Annotated in this window: 23 protein-coding genes and 1 riboswitch; of the genes, 14 read left to right on the forward strand and 9 right to left on the reverse strand. The window is 38.6% G+C overall.

All coding sequences use genetic code 11. From position 1 onward, the window contains the following. Positions 1-15 precede the first annotated feature (15 nt). Positions 16-1,200, reverse strand: coding sequence for an MFS transporter (locus tag AC3B6D_RS00335; RefSeq protein WP_489756933.1), 1,185 nt, complete (start codon positions 1,198-1,200; stop codon positions 16-18). Positions 1,201-1,387: 187 nt separating this feature from the next. Next, positions 1,388-2,086, reverse strand: a complete 699-nt coding sequence (locus AC3B6D_RS00340) for a Bax inhibitor-1/YccA family protein (protein ID WP_489756934.1) — start codon at positions 2,084-2,086, stop codon at positions 1,388-1,390. 161 nt (positions 2,087-2,247) lie between these two features. On the opposite strand from AC3B6D_RS00340, the gene AC3B6D_RS00345 reads away from it, so the two are divergent. After that, positions 2,248-2,784 carry a biotin transporter BioY gene (locus AC3B6D_RS00345; RefSeq protein WP_489774661.1) on the forward strand — a complete coding sequence of 179 codons (537 nt, stop codon included), beginning with the start codon at positions 2,248-2,250 and terminating at the stop codon, positions 2,782-2,784. 129 nt (positions 2,785-2,913) lie between these two features. Here the strand turns inward: AC3B6D_RS00345 and AC3B6D_RS00350 are convergent, their stop codons facing one another. After that, entirely contained in the window at positions 2,914-4,356 is a 1,443-nt protein-coding gene (locus tag AC3B6D_RS00350) for an amino acid permease (RefSeq protein ID WP_489756936.1), read from the reverse strand. Between the two features lie 82 nt (positions 4,357-4,438). After that, a riboswitch (Lysine riboswitch) is annotated at positions 4,439-4,620 on the reverse strand. Positions 4,621-4,900: 280 nt separating this feature from the next. On the opposite strand from AC3B6D_RS00350, the gene AC3B6D_RS00355 reads away from it, so the two are divergent. Continuing rightward, positions 4,901-5,494 carry an ECF transporter S component gene (locus tag AC3B6D_RS00355; protein ID WP_489756937.1) on the forward strand — a complete coding sequence of 198 codons (594 nt, stop codon included), beginning with the start codon at positions 4,901-4,903 and terminating at the stop codon, positions 5,492-5,494. Positions 5,495-5,617: 123 nt separating this feature from the next. Beyond that, a complete protein-coding gene (locus tag AC3B6D_RS00360) occupies positions 5,618-7,588 on the forward strand; it encodes a cation:proton antiporter (RefSeq protein WP_489774662.1) in 1,971 nt (656 codons plus the stop codon). A 115-nt stretch (positions 7,589-7,703) separates the two neighbouring features. Here the strand turns inward: AC3B6D_RS00360 and AC3B6D_RS00365 are convergent, their stop codons facing one another. Beyond that, positions 7,704-8,357, reverse strand: a complete 654-nt coding sequence (locus AC3B6D_RS00365) for an NAD(P)H-binding protein (RefSeq protein WP_489774663.1) — start codon at positions 8,355-8,357, stop codon at positions 7,704-7,706. Between the two features lie 137 nt (positions 8,358-8,494). Here AC3B6D_RS00365 and AC3B6D_RS00370 point away from each other — a divergent pair, with 137 nt between their 5' ends. After that, positions 8,495-8,875: a VOC family protein gene (locus tag AC3B6D_RS00370; RefSeq protein WP_489769329.1), complete on the forward strand. Its 381-nt coding sequence runs from the start codon at positions 8,495-8,497 to the stop codon at positions 8,873-8,875. A 52-nt stretch (positions 8,876-8,927) separates the two neighbouring features. Here AC3B6D_RS00370 and AC3B6D_RS00375 read toward each other — a convergent pair whose 3' ends face one another. Both AC3B6D_RS00375 and AC3B6D_RS00380 read right to left on the reverse strand, forming a co-directional pair. After that, a complete protein-coding gene (locus AC3B6D_RS00375) occupies positions 8,928-10,691 on the reverse strand; it encodes a thiamine pyrophosphate-dependent enzyme (RefSeq protein ID WP_489774664.1) in 1,764 nt (587 codons plus the stop codon). 100 nt (positions 10,692-10,791) lie between these two features. Further along, entirely contained in the window at positions 10,792-11,469 is a 678-nt protein-coding gene (locus AC3B6D_RS00380; RefSeq protein WP_489769327.1) for a type 1 glutamine amidotransferase, read from the reverse strand. Between the two features lie 84 nt (positions 11,470-11,553). Here AC3B6D_RS00380 and AC3B6D_RS00385 point away from each other — a divergent pair, with 84 nt between their 5' ends. After that, the gene (locus AC3B6D_RS00385) at positions 11,554-12,876 is read left to right on the forward strand and encodes a C1 family peptidase (protein ID WP_489774665.1); all 1,323 of its coding nucleotides are present in this window, start codon (positions 11,554-11,556) and stop codon (positions 12,874-12,876) included. Positions 12,877-12,993: 117 nt separating this feature from the next. Next, positions 12,994-13,968: a S66 family peptidase gene (locus tag AC3B6D_RS00390; protein ID WP_489774666.1), complete on the forward strand. Its 975-nt coding sequence runs from the start codon at positions 12,994-12,996 to the stop codon at positions 13,966-13,968. Here the strand turns inward: AC3B6D_RS00390 and AC3B6D_RS00395 are convergent. Continuing rightward, complete coding sequence (locus AC3B6D_RS00395) at positions 13,950-14,465, reverse strand: GNAT family N-acetyltransferase (RefSeq protein ID WP_489756945.1); 516 nt, start codon at positions 14,463-14,465, stop codon at positions 13,950-13,952. The two genes, AC3B6D_RS00390 and AC3B6D_RS00395, sit on opposite strands and share 19 nt — an antisense overlap. 186 nt (positions 14,466-14,651) lie before the next feature. Between AC3B6D_RS00395 and rsmG the strand changes: the two genes are divergently transcribed. Genes rsmG through AC3B6D_RS00430 form a run of 7 tightly spaced genes read left to right on the forward strand, consistent with a single transcriptional unit; the run spans position 14,652 to position 19,987 of the window. Next, a complete protein-coding gene (rsmG, locus tag AC3B6D_RS00400) occupies positions 14,652-15,368 on the forward strand; it encodes a 16S rRNA (guanine(527)-N(7))-methyltransferase RsmG (RefSeq protein ID WP_489756946.1) in 717 nt (238 codons plus the stop codon). Between the two features lie 30 nt (positions 15,369-15,398). Further along, positions 15,399-16,229 carry a nucleoid occlusion protein gene (gene noc / locus AC3B6D_RS00405; protein ID WP_489769324.1) on the forward strand — a complete coding sequence of 277 codons (831 nt, stop codon included), beginning with the start codon at positions 15,399-15,401 and terminating at the stop codon, positions 16,227-16,229. Further along, complete coding sequence (locus AC3B6D_RS00410) at positions 16,222-16,989, forward strand: ParA family protein (RefSeq protein ID WP_489756948.1); 768 nt, start codon at positions 16,222-16,224, stop codon at positions 16,987-16,989. Before noc ends, AC3B6D_RS00410 begins: the two co-directional genes overlap by 8 nt. Further along, positions 16,979-17,833, forward strand: coding sequence for a ParB/RepB/Spo0J family partition protein (locus tag AC3B6D_RS00415; RefSeq protein ID WP_489774667.1), 855 nt, complete (start codon positions 16,979-16,981; stop codon positions 17,831-17,833). The genes AC3B6D_RS00410 and AC3B6D_RS00415 overlap by 11 nt, the downstream gene beginning before the upstream one ends. 10 nt (positions 17,834-17,843) lie before the next feature. Next, complete coding sequence (locus AC3B6D_RS00420; RefSeq protein WP_489756950.1) at positions 17,844-18,095, forward strand: DUF951 domain-containing protein; 252 nt, start codon at positions 17,844-17,846, stop codon at positions 18,093-18,095. 15 nt (positions 18,096-18,110) lie between these two features. Beyond that, a complete protein-coding gene (ychF, locus tag AC3B6D_RS00425; RefSeq protein WP_489774668.1) occupies positions 18,111-19,211 on the forward strand; it encodes a redox-regulated ATPase YchF in 1,101 nt (366 codons plus the stop codon). 8 nt (positions 19,212-19,219) lie between these two features. Next, entirely contained in the window at positions 19,220-19,987 is a 768-nt protein-coding gene (locus AC3B6D_RS00430; RefSeq protein WP_489774669.1) for a DUF1129 family protein, read from the forward strand. Positions 19,988-20,375: 388 nt separating this feature from the next. Here AC3B6D_RS00430 and AC3B6D_RS00435 read toward each other — a convergent pair whose 3' ends face one another. Next, positions 20,376-21,572 carry a YhgE/Pip domain-containing protein gene (locus tag AC3B6D_RS00435; RefSeq protein WP_489774670.1) on the reverse strand — a complete coding sequence of 399 codons (1,197 nt, stop codon included), beginning with the start codon at positions 21,570-21,572 and terminating at the stop codon, positions 20,376-20,378. A gap of 135 nt (positions 21,573-21,707) precedes the next feature. Between AC3B6D_RS00435 and AC3B6D_RS00440 the strand changes: the two genes are divergently transcribed. After that, entirely contained in the window at positions 21,708-22,235 is a 528-nt protein-coding gene (locus AC3B6D_RS00440) for a TetR/AcrR family transcriptional regulator (protein WP_489774671.1), read from the forward strand. Between the two features lie 220 nt (positions 22,236-22,455). Here the strand turns inward: AC3B6D_RS00440 and AC3B6D_RS00445 are convergent, their stop codons facing one another. After that, positions 22,456-23,145 carry a GTP pyrophosphokinase gene (locus tag AC3B6D_RS00445; RefSeq protein WP_489756955.1) on the reverse strand — a complete coding sequence of 230 codons (690 nt, stop codon included), beginning with the start codon at positions 23,143-23,145 and terminating at the stop codon, positions 22,456-22,458. Positions 23,146-23,242 lie beyond the last annotated feature (97 nt).

The raw sequence follows: 23,242 nt of genomic DNA on the forward strand, positions 1-23,242 counted from the left end.
CCTCCAAACGAAAAACTACGAATTAGTAACTTGTGTGGTGCGTTTCTGCAAGTTAGTACCAACTAGTACTATGATAATTATAACGCTTAGAGCGATCATGGATTCAAAAGTTCCAATTAAATGATTAGGATTGAATAGTGGTGCCGTGTATTTGAAGAACCAGACAGAAAACGAAAAGCCTAAACTAGTTAAAGCAGAGAACGAACCCATGACAATGGGATAAACTTTAGCTGTGGCTAAATTAGATAACAAAAAAGGCACAGTGATCAAAGTAACTGAAGCACAAGTTCCAATTAGAAAAGCGCCTAACGCACTACTCCAAAACGCATGGGAGAAAATAAATAATGCTGCCCCAATGGCTGCAGAACCAAAGCCGGCTGCCAATAAATAATTACCAAAAACCTTGCGGTAAAGACTAATAAATAACCCCGCCACAATAGAAGCTGCGCGGACAAACAAGAGGGCTTGACCGGAAGTGCTAGGACCACCAATGTGATAAGTGTGTAGGTAAATGGCCATTTTATTGGACATTACAGCGGCTAAGACTTCCACAAACGTAGAAATGACTACTAAACCAATAATTAAGCCCCAATGATTTTTCGCAGCATAAGTTTCATTAACAGCTTGATCTTCACTAGGCTTAACGTTCGGAATAAAGATTAAAGCTAAAATCAATGCGATAACCGTGATGAAGTAAATGTAATAGTTATGAACCCAGCTAATGTTGGCTAAATAGCCGCCAACCACGATCCAGACCATAGCAAAACCATCTTCTAACGCGACATTGAAGCCAAATTGAGTTGACCGTCGTTCACCTTGGTAATTAGCTGCAGATAAACTAGGTAAAACAGTTGTAATCGCGCCACTACCTAAACCGACAATCAAAGCAAAAAAGATTAGTTGGTTGACACTTTGGTGAATGAAGATAGGTAGTAAGCCACCAGCGGCTAATAAAGCTAGGCCAATAGCGGCTGCATATTTGTAAGTGATTTTGGTTAAAATAAAACCAAAAATAAAAGAGGCCAGCATGGATGCTACATCACCGATAGACGCAATGGATTCAACCTGAGTCGCATCAGCGTTGGGAAAAGCTTGTTGAATTTTGACGATGGACGGGGCCATGATGGAATCCAAGCGCGTCACCGTGGTGAGAGCAATAATACCGACTAAAGTAGAAATTTGTACTTTACGAGTATTCAAAAAATGTTCCTCCTGAAAATAATTTGTTGCTGTTCAATTATGATCTAGTTAAATCTCAAAGCTGTTGGAGCTGGGTAGTTAAGTATTAAGTAGGTACTGGGCGAGATTTTGGATTGAATTTTCACCGCAACATAAAAAAAGCTACTCTCTTTTAATGAGAGTAGCCAGAAATTTGCTCATGAAGTTCTTAATTATTGTCATTACCAAAAATAGCTAACAGATTCATTAGTAAATTGATAAAATCTAAGACTAAATTCACGGAAGCGACTAAAGCTAAGGCGCCTAAGTTTTGGCCTTGACTATTGGCATAAATCCGTTTGAGGTCTTGGGAATCAAAGGCAATATAGCCCATGAAAATAACAATCGTTAAGATATTAATGACTAAAGCAATCATTGGACTCTTAAAAAGAAAGACATCTAATAAGGAAACCACTAAGATAGCAACTAAGCCAATTAATAAAGTCCGACTCCAAGACGATAAATCGGTTTTGGTGAAATAACCATAACCGGCCATTACGAAAAAGACAACGGAAGTCAAAATTAAAGCTTGGGCAATACTTTTAGCGGAATAACTAAAAAATAATGGTACTCCTAAAAATGAAAAAACAAATAAAAAGGCGAGGTAACAGACAAACGTCATTAAATAAGAACTTTGCGCAAAACGTTGACACATGGTTAATAAAATCATGGACAAACCCACAATGATAATGGTTGATAATAACCAATGTTGTGCGCCCCACATGATGATGGGCATGGTGAAAGCTTGATTTTTAGCAAGAGCAAAAGCGGCCATTAACCAAAAAACAATGCCTAAACCAGTATATAGATAAACTAAGGAAGTAAAACGGCTTAAACCAGTTGCTTGGGATTCTTCATAAGTTTGCATAAATAACCTCCATTATTAATTGATTAAAACATACTGGATACTTAAGATAAAGTCAAATGCTTATGACGCCAGGTGATCGGTGGATGTTAATTTAATTTAGTAGCTGGTAAACTAAACGCAGATTGAATTAAATAAATTGTAATTTTTGAAGGAGAGAAATCGTGAAGTATTCGTTAAAAGCTTTAGTTTCCACAGCGCTGATGACGACAATTATTATCGTTTTGGGATTATTTCCGGGAATTCCATTGGGTTTTATTCCGGTGACTATTGTATTGCAAAATTTAGGCGTGATGCTGGCAGGGGAGTTGTTAGGCCCTAAAGCAGGGACAGCGGCCGTAGGATTATTCTTATTATTAGTGGCGCTAGGTTTTCCTTTTTTATCAGGCGGACGTGGTGGAATAATTAGTTTCATTGGACCAACGGGGGGTTACTTAGTGGCTTGGTTTTTTGTGCCATTACTGGTCGGCAGTACTTTAAAGCGCACGTTATTTTCTACCAAATGGTGGACGGAATTTTTGGTGGTCTGGTTGCTGGGCGTTGTTGGCGTTAATTTAGTTGGCGCTAGCTGGTTAGCAATTCAAAGTCATTTAGCCTGGAGTAAAGCAGTAGTTTCGAGTTTGGCGTTTATTCCAGGAGATACACTAAAAGCGATCGTAGCAGTTTTTTGTGCCCGTAGATTACGGCCATTGTTGCATTAACGGAAAAATCTAGTAATTAATTTGTTAACAAAAAGAGACTGGTCTTTAGCAACGAGTTACTGATCGAATTGTCAAGAATGTCATCAGTAAGCTGTCATGGCCAGTCTCTTAAATTATTATTAGTAATAATTATTTTTCACTTGAAACGTCAATCTCTTCTAGCGGGATAATCTTAGTGTGGTGTTTCCATTTGTAACCAAAATATAAGATTAGAACTAATGGAATGCCAATATAAGTAATTCCAATTTGCTGCCAATCCCAATGTACAAAGGCATCAATATTTTGTCCACCGATGACTAGGATACACAAAATTAAAGCAATAATTGGTCCTAAAGGAAATAACTTAGCGTGGTATTTGAGTTCACTTAAATCATGACCTTGTAGCACAAAGGCTCTCCGGAAACGATAATGACTTAAGGCAATGCCAACCCAAGCGATGAAGCCGGTTAAGCCAGAAGCGGCCACTAACCACATATAAATCTTTTGCCCAAAGATGCTGGTTGCGAAAGTTAATAAAGAAATTAACATAGTAGCGCTTAAAGCCAGTAAAGGAATACCATGTTTGGTTGTTTTACCAAACGCTTTAGGAGCGTAATTTTCGTGTGCTAAGGCATATAACATTCTTGTCGAAGCATAAGCACCAGAATTAGCTGAGGAAAGTACGGCTGTTAAAACAATGGCATTCATTAAGCTGGCGGCAAAAGCTAGTCCAGCACGTTTAAAGACTAGGGTAAATGGCGAAACAGCAATATTACCATTAGCCGCACTCAATAAATTCTTGCTGGTGTAAGGAATTAAAGCAGCAATCACAAAGATAGATAAAATGTAAAATAATAAAATCCGCCAAAAGACTTCTTTAATGGCCTTCGGTACTGCATGTTCTGGATCTTCTGATTCCCCCGCGGTTACACCAACTAATTCGGTTCCTTGGAAGGAAAAGCCGGCAATTAAGAAGACGTTTAAGATGGCTGGAAAGCCGCCAACAAAGGGGGCCTTTTTATAAGTGAAGTTCTTTAAACCAGCAGCCGGATGATACATAATTCCTAAAATCATGGCAAAGCCAATGATTAAGAAGACGATAACCGTCACCACTTTAATTAAAGATAACCAATATTCGGTTTCACCGAAGGTAGAAACGGTTAAAGCATTAATCAAAAAGATCACGACTAAAATGAGTAAACTCCAAATCCAACCGGGAGTATGGGGCAACCAGTATTGAATCAATAAGGCAGCTGTCGAGATATCAATCGCAACAGTAATAGCCCAGTTGAACCAGTAATTCCACCCCATCGCAAAGCCTAGTGCGGGGTCAACATATTTAGCATTATAGGTAGCAAAAGAACCCGAAACGGGCAAATGAGTGGCTAATTCACCTAAACTAGTCATTAAAAAGTAAACCATGATCCCCATGGCCAGATAGGCGATTAAGCCGCCCCCCGGGCCAGCTTTAGAAATTGTCGAACCTGAGGTCATGAATAAACCAGTTCCAATACAACCGCCTAAAGCGATCATGGAAACATGGCGGTTTTTAAGATTACGTTGTACGTGATCTTGTGAACCTTTTTCTGCCATAAAAAAATCCTCCTAAGTGAGAAGGACTCTAAAAACGATTAAAGCCTCTTTACGAAAATCGTAAAGAGGCTACTAGTATAAAATCGTAGATAGCGCCCCGCAATTGTTATTAATTGCGACAGTCTCAGACTTATTCAATCTGAACCCAACAGTGAATAAATGAAGTTAAACACCATTTCGGCTAAAAGTCCTTTCACGTTCAGGCTTAGATTCTTCATAATCGGCTGAACGTTACTCTTAAATTTAGCAACCTCTTCTTTGATTGTTTGCTTTATAATTTTAGCGCAAATTGTTGGAAAGTCAAGCCAACTTAAAGCAAGTAGTGGTAATTGGTGAAAAGTCAATTAATCCAAAATGGTTCGGTTAAAAAGAACTCATTTAAATAAGCTTTAACCGGCTAATTTAACAATTGGTATAGTTTTGGCAGCTGCTAAGCTTTAATTGCTCGCAAGTCTAGCTAGTTTTTTGAAAAATGGTATACTTATTATTGATTTTAATCTAGTAACCAAGAATTGATTTTGATGATTGGGGTAGGGAGAAAACATTGCGTAAAAGTAAAGCTTATAAAATTGCCATTCGGGCGATTTTGATTGCCATTATTTTGATTCAATCAATGACGCCATTTTTAGGTTATATTCCTTTAGGGGTACTTAATGTTACAATTATTCATATCACAGTTATTGTGGCAGCAATTGTGTTAGGCCCCAACGATGGAGCTTTGATTGGTTTTATTTGGGGATTAGGTTCATTAATACGTGCTTATGCAGCGCCGTCTAGTATTTTGGACACGATTGTGTTTACCAATCCGGTGATCTCGGTCTTGCCACGGATTTTAGTTGGCTACTTTGCTGGTTGGGTTTACCGCTGGTTATCTAATAAGCTGAAAAGTAAAACGCCAGCAATGGTGGTCGCCGCTGCTATTGGAGCATTAACCAATACATTATTAGTTTTAGGTTTAATGCGGATTCTTTATGCTTCAGCGATGGCGGCATCTTATAAAGTGCCGGTTAAAGGATTAAATTGGGCAATCATGGGAGTCGTTGGCAGTAATGGGGTGCCAGAATTATTGGCGGCGGTGATCATTGTACCGATTATTTCCTTAGCTATTTTTAAAGCTAATAAGTTTTTGGAGCGTTAATCTAGCAAGTATCGGGGTTATAAAGAACAATTAATGTATTGCTAATAAGATTATTGTTCCCATTTTCTTCAGTCAACCAATAATTAACTCACAGCTGCCTATTCAACAATAAGGGGGAAATTTGTGTCATTATTTTTTACATGCTTGTTGTTAATTAGTGCAACTATTGCAGCTAATATCATTTATTCACTTTATCCAAAAATTCCGTTAGCTTTTTATCAAATTGCCACGGGTTTTGCTTTGTCTTGGCTACCGGAATTTACACATTTTAATTTAAAACCTGGAATTTTCTTTTTGATTATTATTGCGCCACTCATGTTTAATGATGGTCAGAATACAGACTTTCATAGTTTAAAAAGTAATTTTCGTAATGTGTTGTCATTAGCGATTGTACTAGCCATTTTAACGATTGTTGTGGGCGGCTTTTTCATTCACTGGCTGTGGGATGCTTTACCATTAAGTTTGGCTTTAGCTTTAACAGCTATTGTGGCGCCTACCGATGCAGTGGCGGTTTCTTCCATCACTGCCGATATTGAAGTGCCAGAATCTTTAATGCAGAATTTAGAAAATGAATCGTTATTTAACGATGCCTCGGGCTTAGTGGCTTTAAATTTGGCGCTTGCAGCGTTTGTCACCGGAAAATTTAGTATTTGGCATAGCGTTGGGACTTTTTTGACGACTTTTGTCGGCGGAGTCATTGTGGGCATTCTGTTAGGATTAGTACTCGTTAGTATCCAAATTGTTTTTCAACGCCGTTTATTTGATGCGACTGCGATTACAGTTCCCTTTAATGTCTTGGCACCATTTATTGTTTATTTAGTGGCCGAAGAATTTCATCTGTCAGGTATTTTAGCCGCCGTTGCTGCGGGGGTAGTATTTGGTATTTATAAACGTCAGCTACGCTTGACCTCATCATCGAATCAAGTGGTTTTATCATCAACTTGGGATATTATATCTAATTTATTAAATGGGTTTGTCTTTGTCTTATTGGGAATTAGTTTGCCCCGCAATTTGCTGGCCATCGTCGATTATAATAATTTACATTTTTCCACATTGTTGTTATTGGCAAGTGGTTTGTATTTGTTGATGTTAGCCTTGCGGTTTTTATGGGTGTACTGGCGCTGGATCAAATTACCGGATACAGGTCAAAGCTTAGCAAAAACCAGTCTGATCATTGCTTTGAGTGGAATTCACGGCACAATTACTTTAGCAATGGCATTTTCGTTACCCATTATGCAACATGGTAAGTTGATTCCCTTTCGGACAGATCTGATTTTTGTGGCCGAAATTATTATCTTATTGAGTCTAGTTGTTCCCACTTTGTTGTTACCACGACTCTTACCGGCCAAGGTCAGTCCATTTACGATTAACGAATTTACTGACCAGCTAGTAAAATTGGTCAACTATGCGATTCAAGAGTTACGTGAAAATAATGACCAAAATCCACTAGCACTCAGCCATGTCATTACATTATTGAATAGCCAAAAATTAGATAATGCCCGAGCTAACCCTAAGCAAGTACGAAATTTATTAGAAAAAACCGAAAGTATTGAATTTACAGCAATCGATCACTTTGTGCAAAATAATGAAGATATCGATTCTAAGATTGTTTGGCAATACAATCGCCAACAGATATTGCAAATGCGCAAAATTATTACCAATCCATTAATTCAGTTGAAGATGTGGTGTAAGCTAGTGGTTTTGCGCTGGCGTATTCGGCGGTTAAGAAGAAAACGAGCAGTGCAGTTGTCTAAAAAAGACCGTAAAGCGTTGGTTTATAATAAGGAGCAGTTGCGTAAATTGGAGAATGTCGGTTATCAGGCTGTCAGTCAATATTTAAAGCAATTACGTGATCCAGAAAATATTGCCGAAGTTAATTTAGTGCAACATTATTATGCTTATCGGCATCAGCGCTTCAGTAACAATGAAACGGATGAAACCCAAGAACGTGATTTGATTATTATTGCTTTTCAATATGAATATGAATTTGTGCAACAAGAACTCCGCAAACATCAGTTAGCTCCGGAGCTAGTCACGGCTTTAAACGAGAAAATTTCCACAGACCAATTTGTTTATATGATGTCTGATAATTAAATAACAAGTTGACCGCTAATCGCGGCTAATTTTGAAGCACAATTAAAAAACGGTTCATCGCCAGTTAAACAAGTGATGAACCGTTTTTTTAATTAGTAAGTAGCAGATGCTTAATTTAATAAACCGGGCGGTCTGCACCTTGAGTGTCCGGATCAGCGATACCAATACTTTCGTAACTATATTGCTTTGGATCGGCAATTATTTTTAAAATTGCGTCCGCAATACTTTGACGTGAGCCTGAAACACCTAAATAAGGTTGCGCTTGAGTTGTAATTTGATACTTGATTTCAGGGCGGTCGTTTAACCAAGGTAAACGCAATGTTGTGTAATTTAAACCAGATTCTTTGAGAATTTGATCACTATGTCTAGCAGATGGTAAACCGCGCCCAATATATTCAGCGTTCCAGCGGCCAAATTCACCGCCAACTTCGTGATATAATCCCAGCACGTTGGCAAACAGTACCCGGTTAACCCCCTGCTGTTTCATAGCAGTAACTACGTTTTGGGTGATGCGATTTTTTGAATCGTGATCAACGACTGCTACAAAGACTAAAGCTTGGTCTATCATGGCTTGGTTTACTGCCACCTCATCTAATAAATCGCCTTCGATTAAAGTTACCCGGGAATTATTTTGGTAGCGGGCTAGACGCCGTTTGTTTCTTAAAAATAAAGTCAAATGAATATTTTGAAATTGTTGTTCGGACAGAATTCGTTCTTCAACAATCCGCGCAATCTGCCCGTTGGCTGCCATAATTAAAATATTAGTCATTTGCTAAAACCTTCTTTATTACAAATTTTAGTGGCAGTGTACACCTTGTAGTCGACTCTAAGACAAGATTAATTCAGTCTGTTTTTTAGAAAAAGATTATAATCAAGTTGAAAAATATAATATTGGAGGATTGCAAAATGGCTTATTTTAAGGGTATTTCACATGTTGGTATCACTACGCAAGATTTTGACCAGAGTGTTGACTTGTATGAAAAATTAGGTTTTCAGTTAATTAATCAAGAAGACAATCAAGGCAGTAAAGTCGGTTTCTTGCAACTAAATGACTTGCTGATTGAATTATATGAAGCACCGATTAATCCTGTGAATGGTGCAATTAATCACCTGGCATTAGATACCGATGACATTCAAGCAGCCTATGATTATGTGCACCAATTGGGTTTTGAATTTATTGATGACCAGGTGATGCATTTACCGTTTTGGGAACATGGAATTAGTTATTTTAATTTTTACGGTCCGAACCATGAAATTATTGAAGTTTGTCAGAGAAATCAAAAATAAACAAAAAATGCAGTTTACAAACGTTTTGTAAACTGCATTTTTAATAGAAATATTATTCAACTTCAGAAAATTGTTTGATCAACGTCTGCAGTGAAGGCTGACTTGTTGCTGAGACATCGTAAAGTTTACGATAATGATCAATTGTAGGTTGATCAAATAGATCTTCATTGACAGGAACAAAACTGGTATCAATTGGATCAATATTTTGAATCTTTGCATCTAACACAATAGGTAGATGATTACCTTGCTTTTGTAATTCATCAATTTGTTGCATGGCTTGCTGTAATTCACTTAAGTTCTGCACAGTAAAACCGTGAGCACCCATGGCTGTGGCCACTTGTCCCCAATCAGCCCCTAATAAGTTGATACCATACATGGATTGTTGATTTTGAATTTTTTCATGTTCGATATAACCAAAGGAATTATTTTCCAAAACGACATTGATGACTGGTAATTGATATTTGACCTCGGTTAATAAATCAGGCATGACCATTGCAAAGCCACCGTCGCCAGAAATACTCCAAACTTGTTGGTTAGGGTAATTCAATTGGGCGGCTAAGCCTGCGGGTAAGCCAAAGCCCATGGTCCCATACCACGGGGACATGGTAAATGATTGGTCTTGATTAAATGATAATTGGCGAATAGACCATTCTGTATTATTACCAACATCTAAACCATAAACGGCATTGTTCGTACTGTGTTCTTTAATGGCTTGAATCACACCTTCAGCTCGCAAGCCGTCTTTGTCATCTTGGGCGCATTGCAGTAACCATTGATCCCAATTAGCTTTGTTTTGCTTAGCTGCTTTGACAAACGGAGTTTCAGGTCGTTGATAGCCACTAGCTAATAACGCTTTGAAAAATTCGGCACTATCAGCTAAAACGGTCACGCTGGCATCGTATTGTTTGCCCAAATCGGCTAAATTATTATTCACTTGAATAAATTTGACAGAATCGGGTAAAAAGCGCGCAAACGGATAATTGGAACCAACAAAGATAACTAAATCGCTCGCGTTAGTAACTTCAAAGCCAGGTTTGGTCCCTAATCGACCCCGTGAACCCATGAAGTTGGGATGGTCAGTTGGAATAACGCCAGTTGCAGGAACGGTGGTTAAGACGGGTAAGTTTAATTGTTCCACGACTTGTACTGCCAGTTCTCTGGTTCCCTTGGTTCCTTGACCTAGCCACAAAACGGGCCGTTGCGCTTCTTTTAAAGCTGTAATAACCTGTTGGATCTCCGTTGCAGTTGGCTTTAATAAATTAGCCGGTTTGTGGGCAATGGCAGCTGTTTGGAAACCTTGAAAATCAATTTCTTGGCCTGATAAATCATCCGGTAAAATGACAACGGAAACTGATTTAGTAGCATAAGCATGACGAATGGCTTCGTCTACTAAGTAAGGAATCTGTTCAGCTGTAGTAGCTTGCTTATGAAATTCTGCTACGTCGGCAAAGATGGGATCTTCATTCATTTCTTGGAAAAAGTTCGTATTCATAATGCCAGTGGCTGATTGACCGACGAGTGCTAAAACGGGGACATGATCCATCTTGGCATCATATAAGCCATTCAACAGGTGGACACCACCGGGACCGGCAGAAGCAAAACTAACGCCAATTTTACCAGTCAACTTAGCATCAGCGGTGGCTGCTAAAGCACCAATCTCTTCATGACGGACTTGAATGTACTTGAGCTGTTCACGTTCTTGATATAAACCTTCTACGGCATTATTGATTGAGTCAGCCGGAATACCATATAAATGATCAATGTTCCATTTGACTAAGACTTGAGCCAAAGCACGACCTGCAGTCATCTTGGTCATAAAATCACTCCTTAATTTGCGATTATTTAATTTTTAACAAGAAAAATCATGTTTTATGGTTTCATATATAGATTATTATACGGTCTTGAGGCGGTGACTGTTAATTATTTAGCTCAGCTGGTGCATGATGCTGCTGATAATTAGTGATGATTAATTGTACTAAACCTTGGGCAACGTTAGTATTTTTGAGTAAGGGACCGTGCGCATAGCTACCAATTGTATTTTTATAAATCATGCCTTCGACACCATCATCTGGATTATTGCCGTAACCTTCAATCATTTTGCCAAACGGTTTTAACTGCTTGGAATCATCAAAGAAAGTTTGCCCACTGTGATTTTCAAACGCATGAACTTCACCAAATTTGGTGGTGAAATGCGTATCACCAATCATTCGTTTTTGAGGATTGAAGACGGTGTGAAAGGGGAGAATGTCCAAACATTGAATGGTTTGCCCGCCACTCGTTTGATAATAGGAGCCCAAGAATTGATAGCCGCCACAAATTCCGAGCATGGGGCGATTGTCTTCAATGTAGTCGGTAATGGTTTGTTTGTGGCGTAAAATATCGTGCGCTACCACCGATTGCTCAAAATCTTGCCCACCACCAAAGAACAAAAAATCGTAGTCTAAGGCATTGAAGTCATCATTTAAGCTAATATTGGTTACGGTGCAATCAAAATTTTGCTGCTTTAAAAAATAACGTAAAATTTTGACATCGCCCGAATCACCGTAGGTGTTCATTAAATCTTCATATAAATAAGCAATTTTAACTGGTTGCATTCTTAGAATTTCCTCATTAAACTATTTACTATTAATCTCCAATAGTTTAAACTGTCTGATAAGAAAAGTCTAGGAGTGATCAACTTGCAAGCAATTGACCAACAACAATTACAGCGATTTCATCAAGATTTAAAACAACAACCAGCTGCGGCAATTAAAGGAGCTTTAGTGCAGAATAATGGGTTTAATAAAGCCACCCAAAATCAAGCACAGTTGCGGCAGTTAAACCCAGAATTTAATGTTGAAGTAGCCACTGGTAAAGTCTCGAATCAAAAAAAGTCTGGGCGCTGTTGGCTATTTTCAACGCTCACAACTTTGCGCACGAAGTTTGCGACGAAATATCAAATTAAAGATTTTGAATTATCTCAGAATTACCTGTCTTTTTATGACCGCTTGGAAAAAGCGAATGTTTTTTACCAACAAGTGATTGCAACCGCTGATCGGGAGTTAACGGATCGGTATGTGGCCCAATTATTAGCGGGACCGGATGAAGATGGTGGCCGTTGGAATTACGGATATAATTTGGTTCAAAAATACGGGGTGGTACCCAAATATGTGATGCCGGAAACTTATAATTCGGAACATACGCAGGAATTTTCCCAAGTTTTGAATACTAAATTGCGCAAAGATGCGGAAAAATTGCGTTCTTTAGTGCAACAACAAGCATCAGATGAACAAGTACAACAAAGTATCAAAGCCATGCTCAGTGAAGTTTACCGTATTTGTGTGCTATGTTTTGGCCAGCCACCAGTTAACTTTGATTTAGAATTAAAAACGGATACTGGTAAATTAATTCAAGCAACGAACATTACACCACAACAATTTGCACAAGAATATTGTGCTTATCCATTTAACGACTATGTTTCTTTACTCAATGCGCCACAAGCTAGCAAACCATACGGTCGGACGTATCATCTCAAAGACGATACGAATATGGTGGGCACTAAGCAACAAAAAGATTTAAATTTGCCAATCGAACGTTTAAAGCAAATTGCCATTCAGCAATTACAAGCGGGAGATACAGTGTGGTTTGGCAATGATGTTAGTGCGCAGTCTAATCGTCAGCAAGGACTATTAGCTGGTGATTTGTATCAGTATCAAGAATTATTAGCGATGGATTTAACGATGACAAAAGAACAACGCTTAGAAACTCGGCAAGCTCAAATGTCTCACGCCATGGTTTTGACTGGTGTTGATTTAGACGAACAGGGCCACGCACGCAAGTGGAAAGTGGAAAATTCTTGGGGCGAACAAGTCGGTACGAAAGGCTATTTTGTCATGGATGATCAATGGTTTAGTGACTATGTATACGAAATTATTGTTCAAAAAGCATTCTTGACTCCTGTGGAACAACAACAGTGGCAACAAGATCCAATTTTGGTTCCTGCTTGGGATCCATTGGCTTAACCCAGAAAATTTTAACAGTTAAATATTAAGATAATAAGAGATTAGATAAGGCAAAGGCCAATTATTTCTAATCTCTTATTTAATATTCATGTTTAATCATAAAAGAAAGTGAAAAATATGAAAATAGGAATGTTTTCAGCCTCAACACCCATTAGTGCACTCGCACCTCAGCGCTACTTACGAGCGGTTAATTTCTTAAAACAACAAGGTGTTTCGGTAGTAGCAGGGTCATTAACCGGACAAAGTGAGTTTTATCGTTCGGGCTCAATTCGGCAGCGTGCACAGGAAATTAACGAATTAATCTATCGGGAGGATATCCCTATTTTAATGGCTGCCATTGGTGGTAATAATACTAATTCAGTTTTACCCTATGTGGATTTTTCTTATTTAAACCGGCATCCCAAGACGATTATCGGTTATTCGGATACGACAGCCTTACTTTTAGCTGTGCAAGCACAGGCTCCCAATTGTCGGGTGATTTATGGTCCGGCAGTGGTGGCTTCCTTTGGTGAATGGCCACCGTATGTGGATTTGATGTGGCAAGATTTATTAGCTGTTTTACAGGCTAGTACAACGGTAACTTTACACCAACGTCCATATTGGAGTGAGGAAGCTATTAATTGGGAAAAGTGGCAACATCCTAAAAAGCGCCATGCTAATCACTGGCATTATACAGTAACTCCTTATTTAACAGGTCGCGTGATGGGCAGCAATTTAAATACCATGGCGGGGATTTTTGGTACGAAATATTTTCCACGGCTGCAAACAGGTGACATTTTACTACTGGAAGATGCACAAAAAGATGCGGCGACGGTGGAACGTAGTTTTGCGCATCTAAAAATAGCGGGAGTCTTTGACCGAATTGGCGGTATTATTTTGGGAAAGCACGCCTTGTTTGACGATCAACAAAGTCACCAGCGCCCCATTGATATTTTACAAGAGGTCCTTAATAATCCTGACTTACCAATTATTTATGATTATGATAGTTGTCACACAGTGCCAATGTTGCCTACTGTTTTGGGAGCACAAATTCAGATTGATGCAGTTTCTAAAACAGTACAGTTTGATGTAACTCACAAATTTAATTCATAAACCCACCGCAAAGCATGTTGGTTATCTAGCAATTCAATCGTTCCCCGTTTTTGAAAACCAGTTTGTTCAATTAAATGTTGCATGCGTAGATTTTGCGGATGCGTATCAATGCGTAAATTTTGGTAACCCTGTTGATAAGCTTGCGTGATTAAATTAGACATGAGATAACGGCCCAGCTGTTGGCCGCTAAACTGTGGATTAACGGTAAAGCGGTGAATAACAGCATAAGGCTCATGACTGTGATAGTTGTTATTGGCTAAAGTTTGATAATTAGGATCAGGGCCATTAATTAGCGCTGCAGTACCAACAACTTGTTGTTGTAAACATAACGACCAACTGGCGTGTTGAGTGATATCCTGCTGGATTTGACGAATATTAGGATGGCCATCTTGCCACTGGTTGATGTGATCTTTTGCGAGAAGTTGTTGCGCGGCGGTAATGAGGGTTTGAATTTGCTGTAAATCATTATTTTGGGTTAAACGTAAAAAAGGTAACATAAAAGTCCTGCTTTCTATAAAACTTTGATTCCAGACAGCTGCGGAAAAAGAGCTAATTCTTGGGGTTAATTTTACTATAATGTTTGTTAAAAAAACATGTATAATAGTAGACAGTTATTGCGTTTACTAGCTAATTAAGATAGGATAATTGTGAAACATAAGCTATGTTTCACGTGAGGAGTTTACATGAGTCCGCAAGAATTTCAACAAGCCTTAAGTAAGGAAGGGGTTAATTTGTCATCCCAACAATTGACCCAATTTCAGCTATACCTAGATTTATTAATTCAGACCAATAAAGTGGTTAATTTAACGAGTATTACCGATCCCGCTGAAATTTATGTTAAGCATTTTTATGATTCGGCAGTAGCTCTCTTGGTGCAACCACAGTTACAACAAGCTGTGAGTTTAGCCGATATTGGTTCTGGCGCTGGTTTTCCAGGCTTAGTTTTAAAAATTATTAATCCTCAGTTGCAGTTAACGATTGTCGATTCGTTGCAAAAACGGATTAATTTTTTGGAGCAAGTCGTGCAAACTCTCCGGTTAGATAATGTCCAGTTGATTCATGCGCGTGCAGAAGAATTTGGCCGCCAAAAAGATTATCGTGAACACTTTGATTTTGTGACGGCGCGCGCGGTGGCTAAGTTACCCGCATTATTAGAATTGTGTTTGCCAGTGGTGAAGTTAGAGGGGACTTTTATTGCTTTAAAGTCTCAACAAGCACAAAATGAACTTGATCAAGCACAAAATGCTTTACAGGTTTTAGGTGGTCAAGTTACTAAATTACAACAATGGCAATTGCCGGAGCAAGCGGGGTTACGCGAATTAATTTTAATCAAAAAAATCCATAAGACACCAGCTAAATATCCCCGCAAGCCCGGAACGCCCACGAAACAACCGTTATAAGAGTTTTTGTCATAGTAGGAGGAGTACGGAGTGTCATTTTGGGAACACTTTAAAGAGAAAAATGGCCCTACCAAAACGGACCAAGTTCAAGAAATTCCGTTAGCACAAGTGATTGTTAATCGCTATCAGCCACGGCAAAAATTTGATAATGAGAAAATTTTAGAGTTAGCGCAGTCTATTGCTACTAATGGTTTATTGCAACCAATTATTGTGCGGTTAACAGCTGATCAAAAGTATGAGTTAATTGCTGGTGAACGGCGCTTTCGCGCTATTAGCCAGCTACAATGGTCCAAAATTCCGGCCATTGTACGCGATTATGATGACCAACAGTCGGCCTCATTAGCTTTAATTGAAAATTTGCAACGACAAGATCTCAATCCGATTGAGGAAGCCCAAGCTTATCAAAATTTGATGCAAATGAATCATTTGACGCAAAAGGATTTGGCGAAACATTTGGGGAAGAGTCAATCTTATATCGCTAATAAAATTCGCTTATTAAACTTAACCCCCACCGTGCAAACGGCTTTAGCCCAGGGGCAAATCTCTCAGCGTCACGGCCGTGCCTTATTACAAGTACCGGTTGCGCATCAAAGTCAGTTATTAGCGCAGATTCAAGCTAAACACCTAACGGTGCAACAAACGGAGCGTTTAATTCAAAAAGAGCAACAACCAGCGCCTGCTAAGCAGCATAAAAAAATTCGGGCCTTAACTTCGAAAAGTTCACAATTAGCCATTAATACTGTGCGCGATTCAGTGAAATTGGCGCGAAAAAATGGAGCACAATTTGTTTACCAAGAAACAGAAACTGACCAAGAATACCAAATGATTATCACAATTAAAAAGGAGAACAAGCATGGTTAAAGTAATTTCACTCGCCAATCAAAAAGGTGGCGTTGGTAAAACAACGACGACCATTAACTTGGGTGCTTGTTTATCTGAACTAGGCCAGCGAGTATTAGTCATTGATATTGACCCGCAAGGCAATGCCACTAGTGGTTTAGGTATTAAGAAAGTTGATGTGGCACAAGATATTTACGATGTCATTATTAATGAAATGCCCTTGAAAGATACAATTATGCATACACAGCGCAAAAACTTGGACATTGTGCCCGCTACTATCCAATTAGCGGGGGCCGAAATGGAACTAACTTCAATGATGGCCCGTGAAACCCGCCTCAAGGAGGCCGTTGGTTCGATTGCTACTGATTATGATTACGTATTGATTGATTGTCCACCTTCCTTGGGGCAATTGTCCATCAATGCTTTTACTGCTAGCAATTCAATTATTATTCCAGTACAAAGCGAATACTATGCTTTGGAAGGATTGAGTCAATTGTTAAATACGATTCGCTTAGTGCAAAAACATTTTAATCCCGATTTAGCCATTGAAGGTGTGTTGTTAACAATGTTTGACGCGCGAACTAATCTTGGGACCCAAGTGGTAACGGAAGTACAAAGTTATTTTGGAGATCACGTTTATAAAACGATTATTCCACGGAATACTCGTTTAGCCGAAGCTCCTAGTTATGGTTTGCCGATTATTGATTTTGATCGTAAGTCACGGGGAGCGGAGGTCTATTTGCAATTAGCCAAGGAGGTTATGAACAACGATGCCCGATAAAAAGAGAAGCGGCTTAGGTCGCGGAATTGATGCCATCTTTTCAGATTTTGAAAATAATGAAATTAGTTCTGAAAATGTTGTTGAGATTTCCTTAGAAGCCATTCGTCCCAATCCGTATCAACCACGTAAAAGCTTTGATCGAGAAGCTTTAAATGAATTGGCGCAATCAATCAAAGAAAATGGCGTGTTTCAACCAATTGTGGTGCGTAAAAGTGTTAATGGCTACCAGATTGTAGTGGGGGAACGCCGTTTTCGCGCTAGTAAAATAGCTCAACGGCAAACAATTCCCGCCATTGTTCGGCAATTAGACGAAAGCCAAATGATGGAAATTGGCGTTTTGGAAAATCTCCAGCGTGAAGATTTAAATCCGATTGAAGAGGCACAGGCTTATCAAACTTTAATTGAAAAATTGCATTTAACGCAGGAACAAGTGTCGGAACGTCTGGGCAAGAGTCGACCTTATATTGCAAATTATTTACGCCTACTCAGTTTGCCTAACCAAACGAAACAATACTTAATTAATGGTCAATTGACGATGGCGCAAGCTCGGACTTTATTGACTTTTAAAGATCCACAAAAAATTGATCAAGTAGCGAAGATGGCCGTCCAACAAAGCTTAACTGTGCGACAATTAGAAGCAATGGCTAATCAACCTGTGAAAACCAAAAAGAAAATAACCAAATCTCCCTTCATTCGGGCCACTGAAGAGCAGTTGGTTGATAAGTTTGGTACTAGTGTGAAGGTGACCGATGGCAAAAATGGTAAAGGTAAAATTCAAATTGATTTTTCTTCGACGAAAGATTTAAATCGAATTTTAGATTTATTAGACATTTCTGTTGATTAAGGGGGCCAATATGTATCAGCTAGGTGATATTGTTTTAATGAAAAAACCGCATGCTTGTAGCTATAATCGCTGGGAGGTTGTGCGCTTAGGTGCCGATATTAAGATCCGGTGTTTAGGCTGCGGCCACCAAGTGATGATGCCTCGGGCGGAATTTAATAAAAAATTCAAAAAAATTATTACCAAAGAGCACGAAGTTAAAACCGCTCAAGAAGAATTTTATATCGCAACTGCAAAACTAAAAATACCTAATCAATTAAATTAATAAGGAGTTTAGATCATGGCTTTAACAGCAGGAATCGTTGGTTTACCTAATGTGGGTAAATCAACTTTATTTAATGCAATTACCAAAGCAGGAGCAGAAATGGCTAATTATCCCTTTGCCACTATTGATCCCAATGTCGGGATGGTTGAGGTGCCAGATGCGCGTTTAAAGCGGATTGATGAATTAATTCCCGCTAAGAAAATTGTTCATACCACATTTGAATTTACGGATATCGCCGGGATTGTTAAGGGTGCTAGCCAAGGTGAAGGTTTGGGTAATAAATTTTTAGAAAATATTCGCCAAGTGGATGCAATTGTGCACGTGGTGCGGGCCTTTGCTGATGATAATATCACTCATGTCAATGGTAAAATTGATCCCTTGGATGATATTGAAACGATTAATTTGGAATTAAGTATTGCGGATTTAGACAGTGTTAATAAACGCTTAGCTAAAGTTGAAAAAGTAGCACGCACCAAAGATAAAGCGGCAGTGGCAGAATTAGCCGTTTTACAAAAAATTCAACCAGTCTTAGAAGCAGGCGGTGCCGTGCGGAGTATTGATTTCAGTGAGGAAGAGCAGCCAATCGTTAAGGGGTTATTTTTATTAACCGCCAAGCCAGTTTTATATGTAGCTAATATCGCTGAAGATGACATGGCCGATCCTACTCAATCACCATATTATCAACAAGTTGCAGACTATGCCGCAAAGGAAAATGCAGAAGTGATTGGTATTTCAGCCAAAACGGAAGAAGAAATTGCGGAATTAGATGATGATGAACGCCAAGTCTTTTTGGAAGCTGAAGGTGTAGAAGAATCCGGGTTAGATCGGTTGATTCGTGCTAGCTATCATTTACTAGGTTTAGCGACGTTCTTTACGGCTGGTGGTCCAGAAACCAGAGCTTGGACGTTTAAGCAAGGAATGAAAGCTCCCCAAGTGGCTGGAGTGATCCATTCAGATTTTGAACGGGGCTTTATTAAAGCTGAGACGGTTTCGTATGCCGATTTAGACAAATATGGTAGTATGCAAGCGGTCAGAGAAGCTGGACGTTTACGGCTTGAAGGTAAAGATTATGTAGTTCAAGATGGCGATATTATTGAATTCCGGTTTAATGTTTAGGAGTAGCTATGGATCCCAGAGATAAAAATAAACAAGCACAACAACACCAACAAGAACAACAGCAGCAACGTACTCAAAAACGAGAACATCAATTAGAAGTTGAAGAGCAAATTAAAGATGCCACGCCCGAACAATTACGTCAAAAACTAAGTAATAAAAATGAAGATTACTTATTTCGGTTGCAAAAAGGGCTGACACAGCAAGGAAAAACGCCACAACAAGCCCAAACATTGGTTGATGGTTTGCTACAAGAAGTCCTTGATAATCAAATTAAGGGGATTCCGGCGCGCCAACTTTATGGTTCCGTAACGACGAAAATCGATTCGTTGATTCATAAAAAGACGCCGAAGGCTACAGCTTCCAATACACCGACTTGGCAAATGGCGGTGGATAATTCCTTGTTATTTGTAGCAATTTTTGCCATTATGTATGGAGTGATGAGCTTATTCATTAAGCATCCTAGTCGGCAAAACCAAAGTGGAATTTTATCTATTTTAGTGATTGCGATTGTTTGGGGCGTTTTATTCGGTTGGTTGAATAAACGCATGTTAGCAGAGGATCACAAACGCGAACCTTTCTGGAAAACCATTTTGATTATCATTATTGGTTTGTTGATCATGTTCTTTGTCTGGATGTTAACGGTGCTTGTCCCACCAGTCCTCAATCCGATTTTACCAGCTTGGGCTGAAATAGTAATTGCCATCGTAGCTTATGCAGCTCGCTGGGGCTTTCGGAAGTATTATCATATTACGTTTAGTTCGTTTACCGGACGGTAGAAATTTTAATTTTTGGAAATAATAGAGATTGAAGTGAAAGTGGCTGTTTTAAGCTTTTACATTCAATCTTTTTCTTTTGGAGAAAATTGTCCTAAAAACGGCTGGTATACTCGAGAAAAGTTTTGGTAATTGCTGGCAAACCTAATTAAAAATTGCCGTTGTAGTGAAAGTAACTAATTAATGTTATTGTCCCAACATCCTGGTTTTATTTGCAGATGCCTAGCTGGGTTCCATTATTGTTTGTTACAAGGTTATCTAGAGTAGGTACTTTTGCTTTAATTTTAGTGGTTATTTTCGGTATTAAGCTCATATTAATATACAAAAAAGAGCAGGACAAAAAGTTGCTCACTTTTGTTCTACTCTTTTTACTGACTGAAAATAGTTGATTCTAAGCAGTGACGGTCTTATCTTTTTGTCCTAGACTAGCTAAGAACATTACAATTAAGCAGATAATGCCAATCACGGCCATGATGCTCATCATACTACCAGTTGTGGTACCATTGGGTAGATAGAAAATATTGGTCAAAGCTTCCATTGGAAATTTAATTGGGGTCCAACTAAAGATAAAGTCTCTTTGGAATGCGGTTAAGGCTTCCTTAGGATAAGCAGCAACAGCCATTGATAACATCCAAACGGCCATTGCGATTAATTGACCGCCCATCCCCAACCAATCAAAGAGGGCACTGAGTAAATAGAAGAAGACTAAGACTGAAGTAAAGAGTATTCCGAGATAAGATCCAGTATTTGGAATTGGTACGGAGAAGGCACTGCTAATTCCATAAATTACTAGTGTAACAATAGCAGCTAATAAAATACCAGCGACAGCTTGCTGTCCTACTAATCTAGTAGTTAAACGTTTAGTCTTGGTTTGGGCTTTTAAATAGCGCCATAACATCATGTTGCCCATCATAGCTCCAATCCAAATGAAGACCGTGGTCATCATTGGCATCATGCCACTCATTGATTTATCAGGTACTTTATTGATATTCTTAACTTGGGTCACCATTAAATTATTGAGTGCGGAGTAAGCTTGTGGTGACAATTTAACAGATTTTTGAGCAAGTTGTAAGTTAATTTGTTTACTCATACCTGCATTTAATTTATTAATTAAGACCGGGAGGCCGGTAGTTAAAGCAGAACTGGCTGAAACGTTCGAACCTTGGCTAACAATGATTTTAACTTTAATCGGCTGTGGCGCAGTTGGCTCAGGCTTGTTGGTCATGCTGGCGATAGCCACTTGCTGTACGTAAGTGCCAATTTGTTTTTGTTTTTTTGAGAAATTCTTTGGGAAAACAATAATTCCGTAAGCCTTGTGTTCGTTAATTGCCTTTTTGGCAGTTGAAACAGAATTTTTTTTAATAAATTTGATTTTGTCATCTTTTTTGGTGCCAGCATAATGTAATTTATCAGCGATTTTCTGGGACTGGGGACCTTTGTCCAGATCAACCACTGCCACGGGTAATTTTTTAACAGCTACGTTATTGCGGACACCGATTTGAATACCACCTAAAAAGGTTACCATTAAGGTGGCAGCAATTATCGCAATCCAAAAGCCTTTAGCTTTTAAGAAATTGAAAAATTTCATACTTGTGAAAACTCCTTTGCTTGTGTGATTGTTCCATTTTAGCCACATTAATATTAAAAATCATTAGTTAATTTTTCTGAAAATGTTCGTTTTGCGACATTTTTAAGCAAAGTGCTCACTATTTGAGGAGAAAATATGGATTTACGTAAAAAAAAGACAATAAAAGCTATTGTAGAGGCCTTTATAGAATTGGTTAATAAAAACGGCTATCACAAATTAACGATTAATCAATTAGCCCAAAAAGCAATGATTAATCGCAATACGTTTTATAACTATTTTGAAGATAAAGAAGATTTAGTAGAAAAATTAAGTCAGAGATTTATTGTAGATTCTAAGGACGTGTTAGACAACGCGATCACAAACCAAAGTGCTGAGCACATTCATTATTTTTTTGAACATCGTGAGTTGATTCAAGCACTATTTAATAGTAAATTTTATTCACAACATCAAGATTTTGAGAGTCAATTGGCGCAATCTTTTAAAGAATTATTACATCAAAAGTATCAATGGTCGCCGGATTCATTACAGTCGTCGTTGGTTAGTATTAATGCTATTTCTGTGATTAAGTATATTGTCTCGACTGAGATCGAAATTACGGCTGAACAAATTAATCAAGCTCGTCAGGCAATGTTTTCGGTAATTAATCAAGGCGCCGATAAATAATTGGAATATTCAAAGAGCGTTGTTCAACTTCTGCTTGGAAGTTGAACAACGCTCTTTTGCTGAAGCTAAATGGGAAAAATGACCTTCAACGATTTCATCAGGAACATTTTCAGGCCAGTAGACTTGGCTTCAAGCCAATTTGCATAGTCACATAACTTTCATAAATTCGGCTGATGATAACCTTATGATTAATGATCATGATAAAAATATATGGTAGGAACTATTTATCTAAATCTTTAGCAATTTGTTGCATTCCGACTTCAATATCGTTGATCCGCTGGGAGTATTCGCCGAGCTTATCAGTATAGGTATCAGCTTTAGCGGTACTAGTGAGGTTTTTATAATGTAATTTATGTTCGAGGCTAGCCCACATGTTCATGCCGCTAGTGCGTAATTGCACTTCCACGGGAATATCTTTGTGCGTTTGATTGGCTAAAAAGACCGGGACACTAACAACTAAGTGCAACCCACGGTAGCCGTTAGGTTTAGGGTGATTTAAGTAATCTTTACTTTTGATTAATTTGACGTCGTCTTGATTAATTAAGGCTTCTTTAACGCGCAAGATATCATCCAGATAATTGGTAATAACGCGAATGCCAGCAATATCGAGCATGTTTTTATTGATACTTTCAATTGAATAAGGGAGCTGTTTGCGTTCTAGTTTATCAAATAAACTGGCGGGACTTTTGATTCGCTCTTCAATGAGATTAATCGGATTGTGATGGTGCGTGATGGAATACTCATCATCTAAGTTTTCTAACTTCGTGCCGATCTCTTTAATGGCAGAACGGCGTAACATATATAGGTTAATTAGTTGAGTGAGATCAATGTCGTGATCTTTCATGAGGACGGAACTAATCTGCATTTCAATTTGGTCAATACTTAAAAAATTATTACGTTCTAGAATCATAAGGAAACCTCCAATGTTCATTATTATAAAACTTTTTGTTTGGTAGAACTATTTTGAAAGTTTGAAGATTTTGTGCTTGAAAGCCGAAAAAATTTAT

This window comes from Bombilactobacillus sp. ESL1097, assembly GCF_058107205.1.

Bases quoted from the DNA above. Each gene is read 5' to 3' on its own strand.
- AC3B6D_RS00410 (WP_489756948.1), top strand. From the start codon at position 16,222: ATGGTTAAAGTAATTTCACTCGCCAATCAAAAAGGTGGCGTTGGTAAA.
- AC3B6D_RS00395 (WP_489756945.1), bottom strand. From the start codon at position 14,465: ATGTTACCTTTTTTACGTTTAACCCAAAATAATGATTTACAGCAAATT.
- ychF (WP_489774668.1), top strand. From the start codon at position 18,111: ATGGCTTTAACAGCAGGAATCGTTGGTTTACCTAATGTGGGTAAATCA.
- AC3B6D_RS00370 (WP_489769329.1), top strand. From the start codon at position 8,495: ATGGCTTATTTTAAGGGTATTTCACATGTTGGTATCACTACGCAAGAT.
- AC3B6D_RS00440 (WP_489774671.1), top strand. From the start codon at position 21,708: ATGGATTTACGTAAAAAAAAGACAATAAAAGCTATTGTAGAGGCCTTT.
- AC3B6D_RS00340 (WP_489756934.1), bottom strand. From the start codon at position 2,086: ATGCAAACTTATGAAGAATCCCAAGCAACTGGTTTAAGCCGTTTTACT.
- AC3B6D_RS00430 (WP_489774669.1), top strand. From the start codon at position 19,220: ATGGATCCCAGAGATAAAAATAAACAAGCACAACAACACCAACAAGAA.
- AC3B6D_RS00415 (WP_489774667.1), top strand. From the start codon at position 16,979: ATGCCCGATAAAAAGAGAAGCGGCTTAGGTCGCGGAATTGATGCCATC.
- AC3B6D_RS00445 (WP_489756955.1), bottom strand. From the start codon at position 23,145: ATGATTCTAGAACGTAATAATTTTTTAAGTATTGACCAAATTGAAATG.
- AC3B6D_RS00435 (WP_489774670.1), bottom strand. From the start codon at position 21,572: ATGAAATTTTTCAATTTCTTAAAAGCTAAAGGCTTTTGGATTGCGATA.
- AC3B6D_RS00420 (WP_489756950.1), top strand. From the start codon at position 17,844: ATGTATCAGCTAGGTGATATTGTTTTAATGAAAAAACCGCATGCTTGT.
- AC3B6D_RS00350 (WP_489756936.1), bottom strand. From the start codon at position 4,356: ATGGCAGAAAAAGGTTCACAAGATCACGTACAACGTAATCTTAAAAAC.
- AC3B6D_RS00365 (WP_489774663.1), bottom strand. From the start codon at position 8,357: ATGACTAATATTTTAATTATGGCAGCCAACGGGCAGATTGCGCGGATT.
- rsmG (WP_489756946.1), top strand. From the start codon at position 14,652: ATGAGTCCGCAAGAATTTCAACAAGCCTTAAGTAAGGAAGGGGTTAAT.
- AC3B6D_RS00380 (WP_489769327.1), bottom strand. From the start codon at position 11,469: ATGCAACCAGTTAAAATTGCTTATTTATATGAAGATTTAATGAACACC.
- AC3B6D_RS00375 (WP_489774664.1), bottom strand. From the start codon at position 10,691: ATGACCAAGATGACTGCAGGTCGTGCTTTGGCTCAAGTCTTAGTCAAA.
- AC3B6D_RS00390 (WP_489774666.1), top strand. From the start codon at position 12,994: ATGAAAATAGGAATGTTTTCAGCCTCAACACCCATTAGTGCACTCGCA.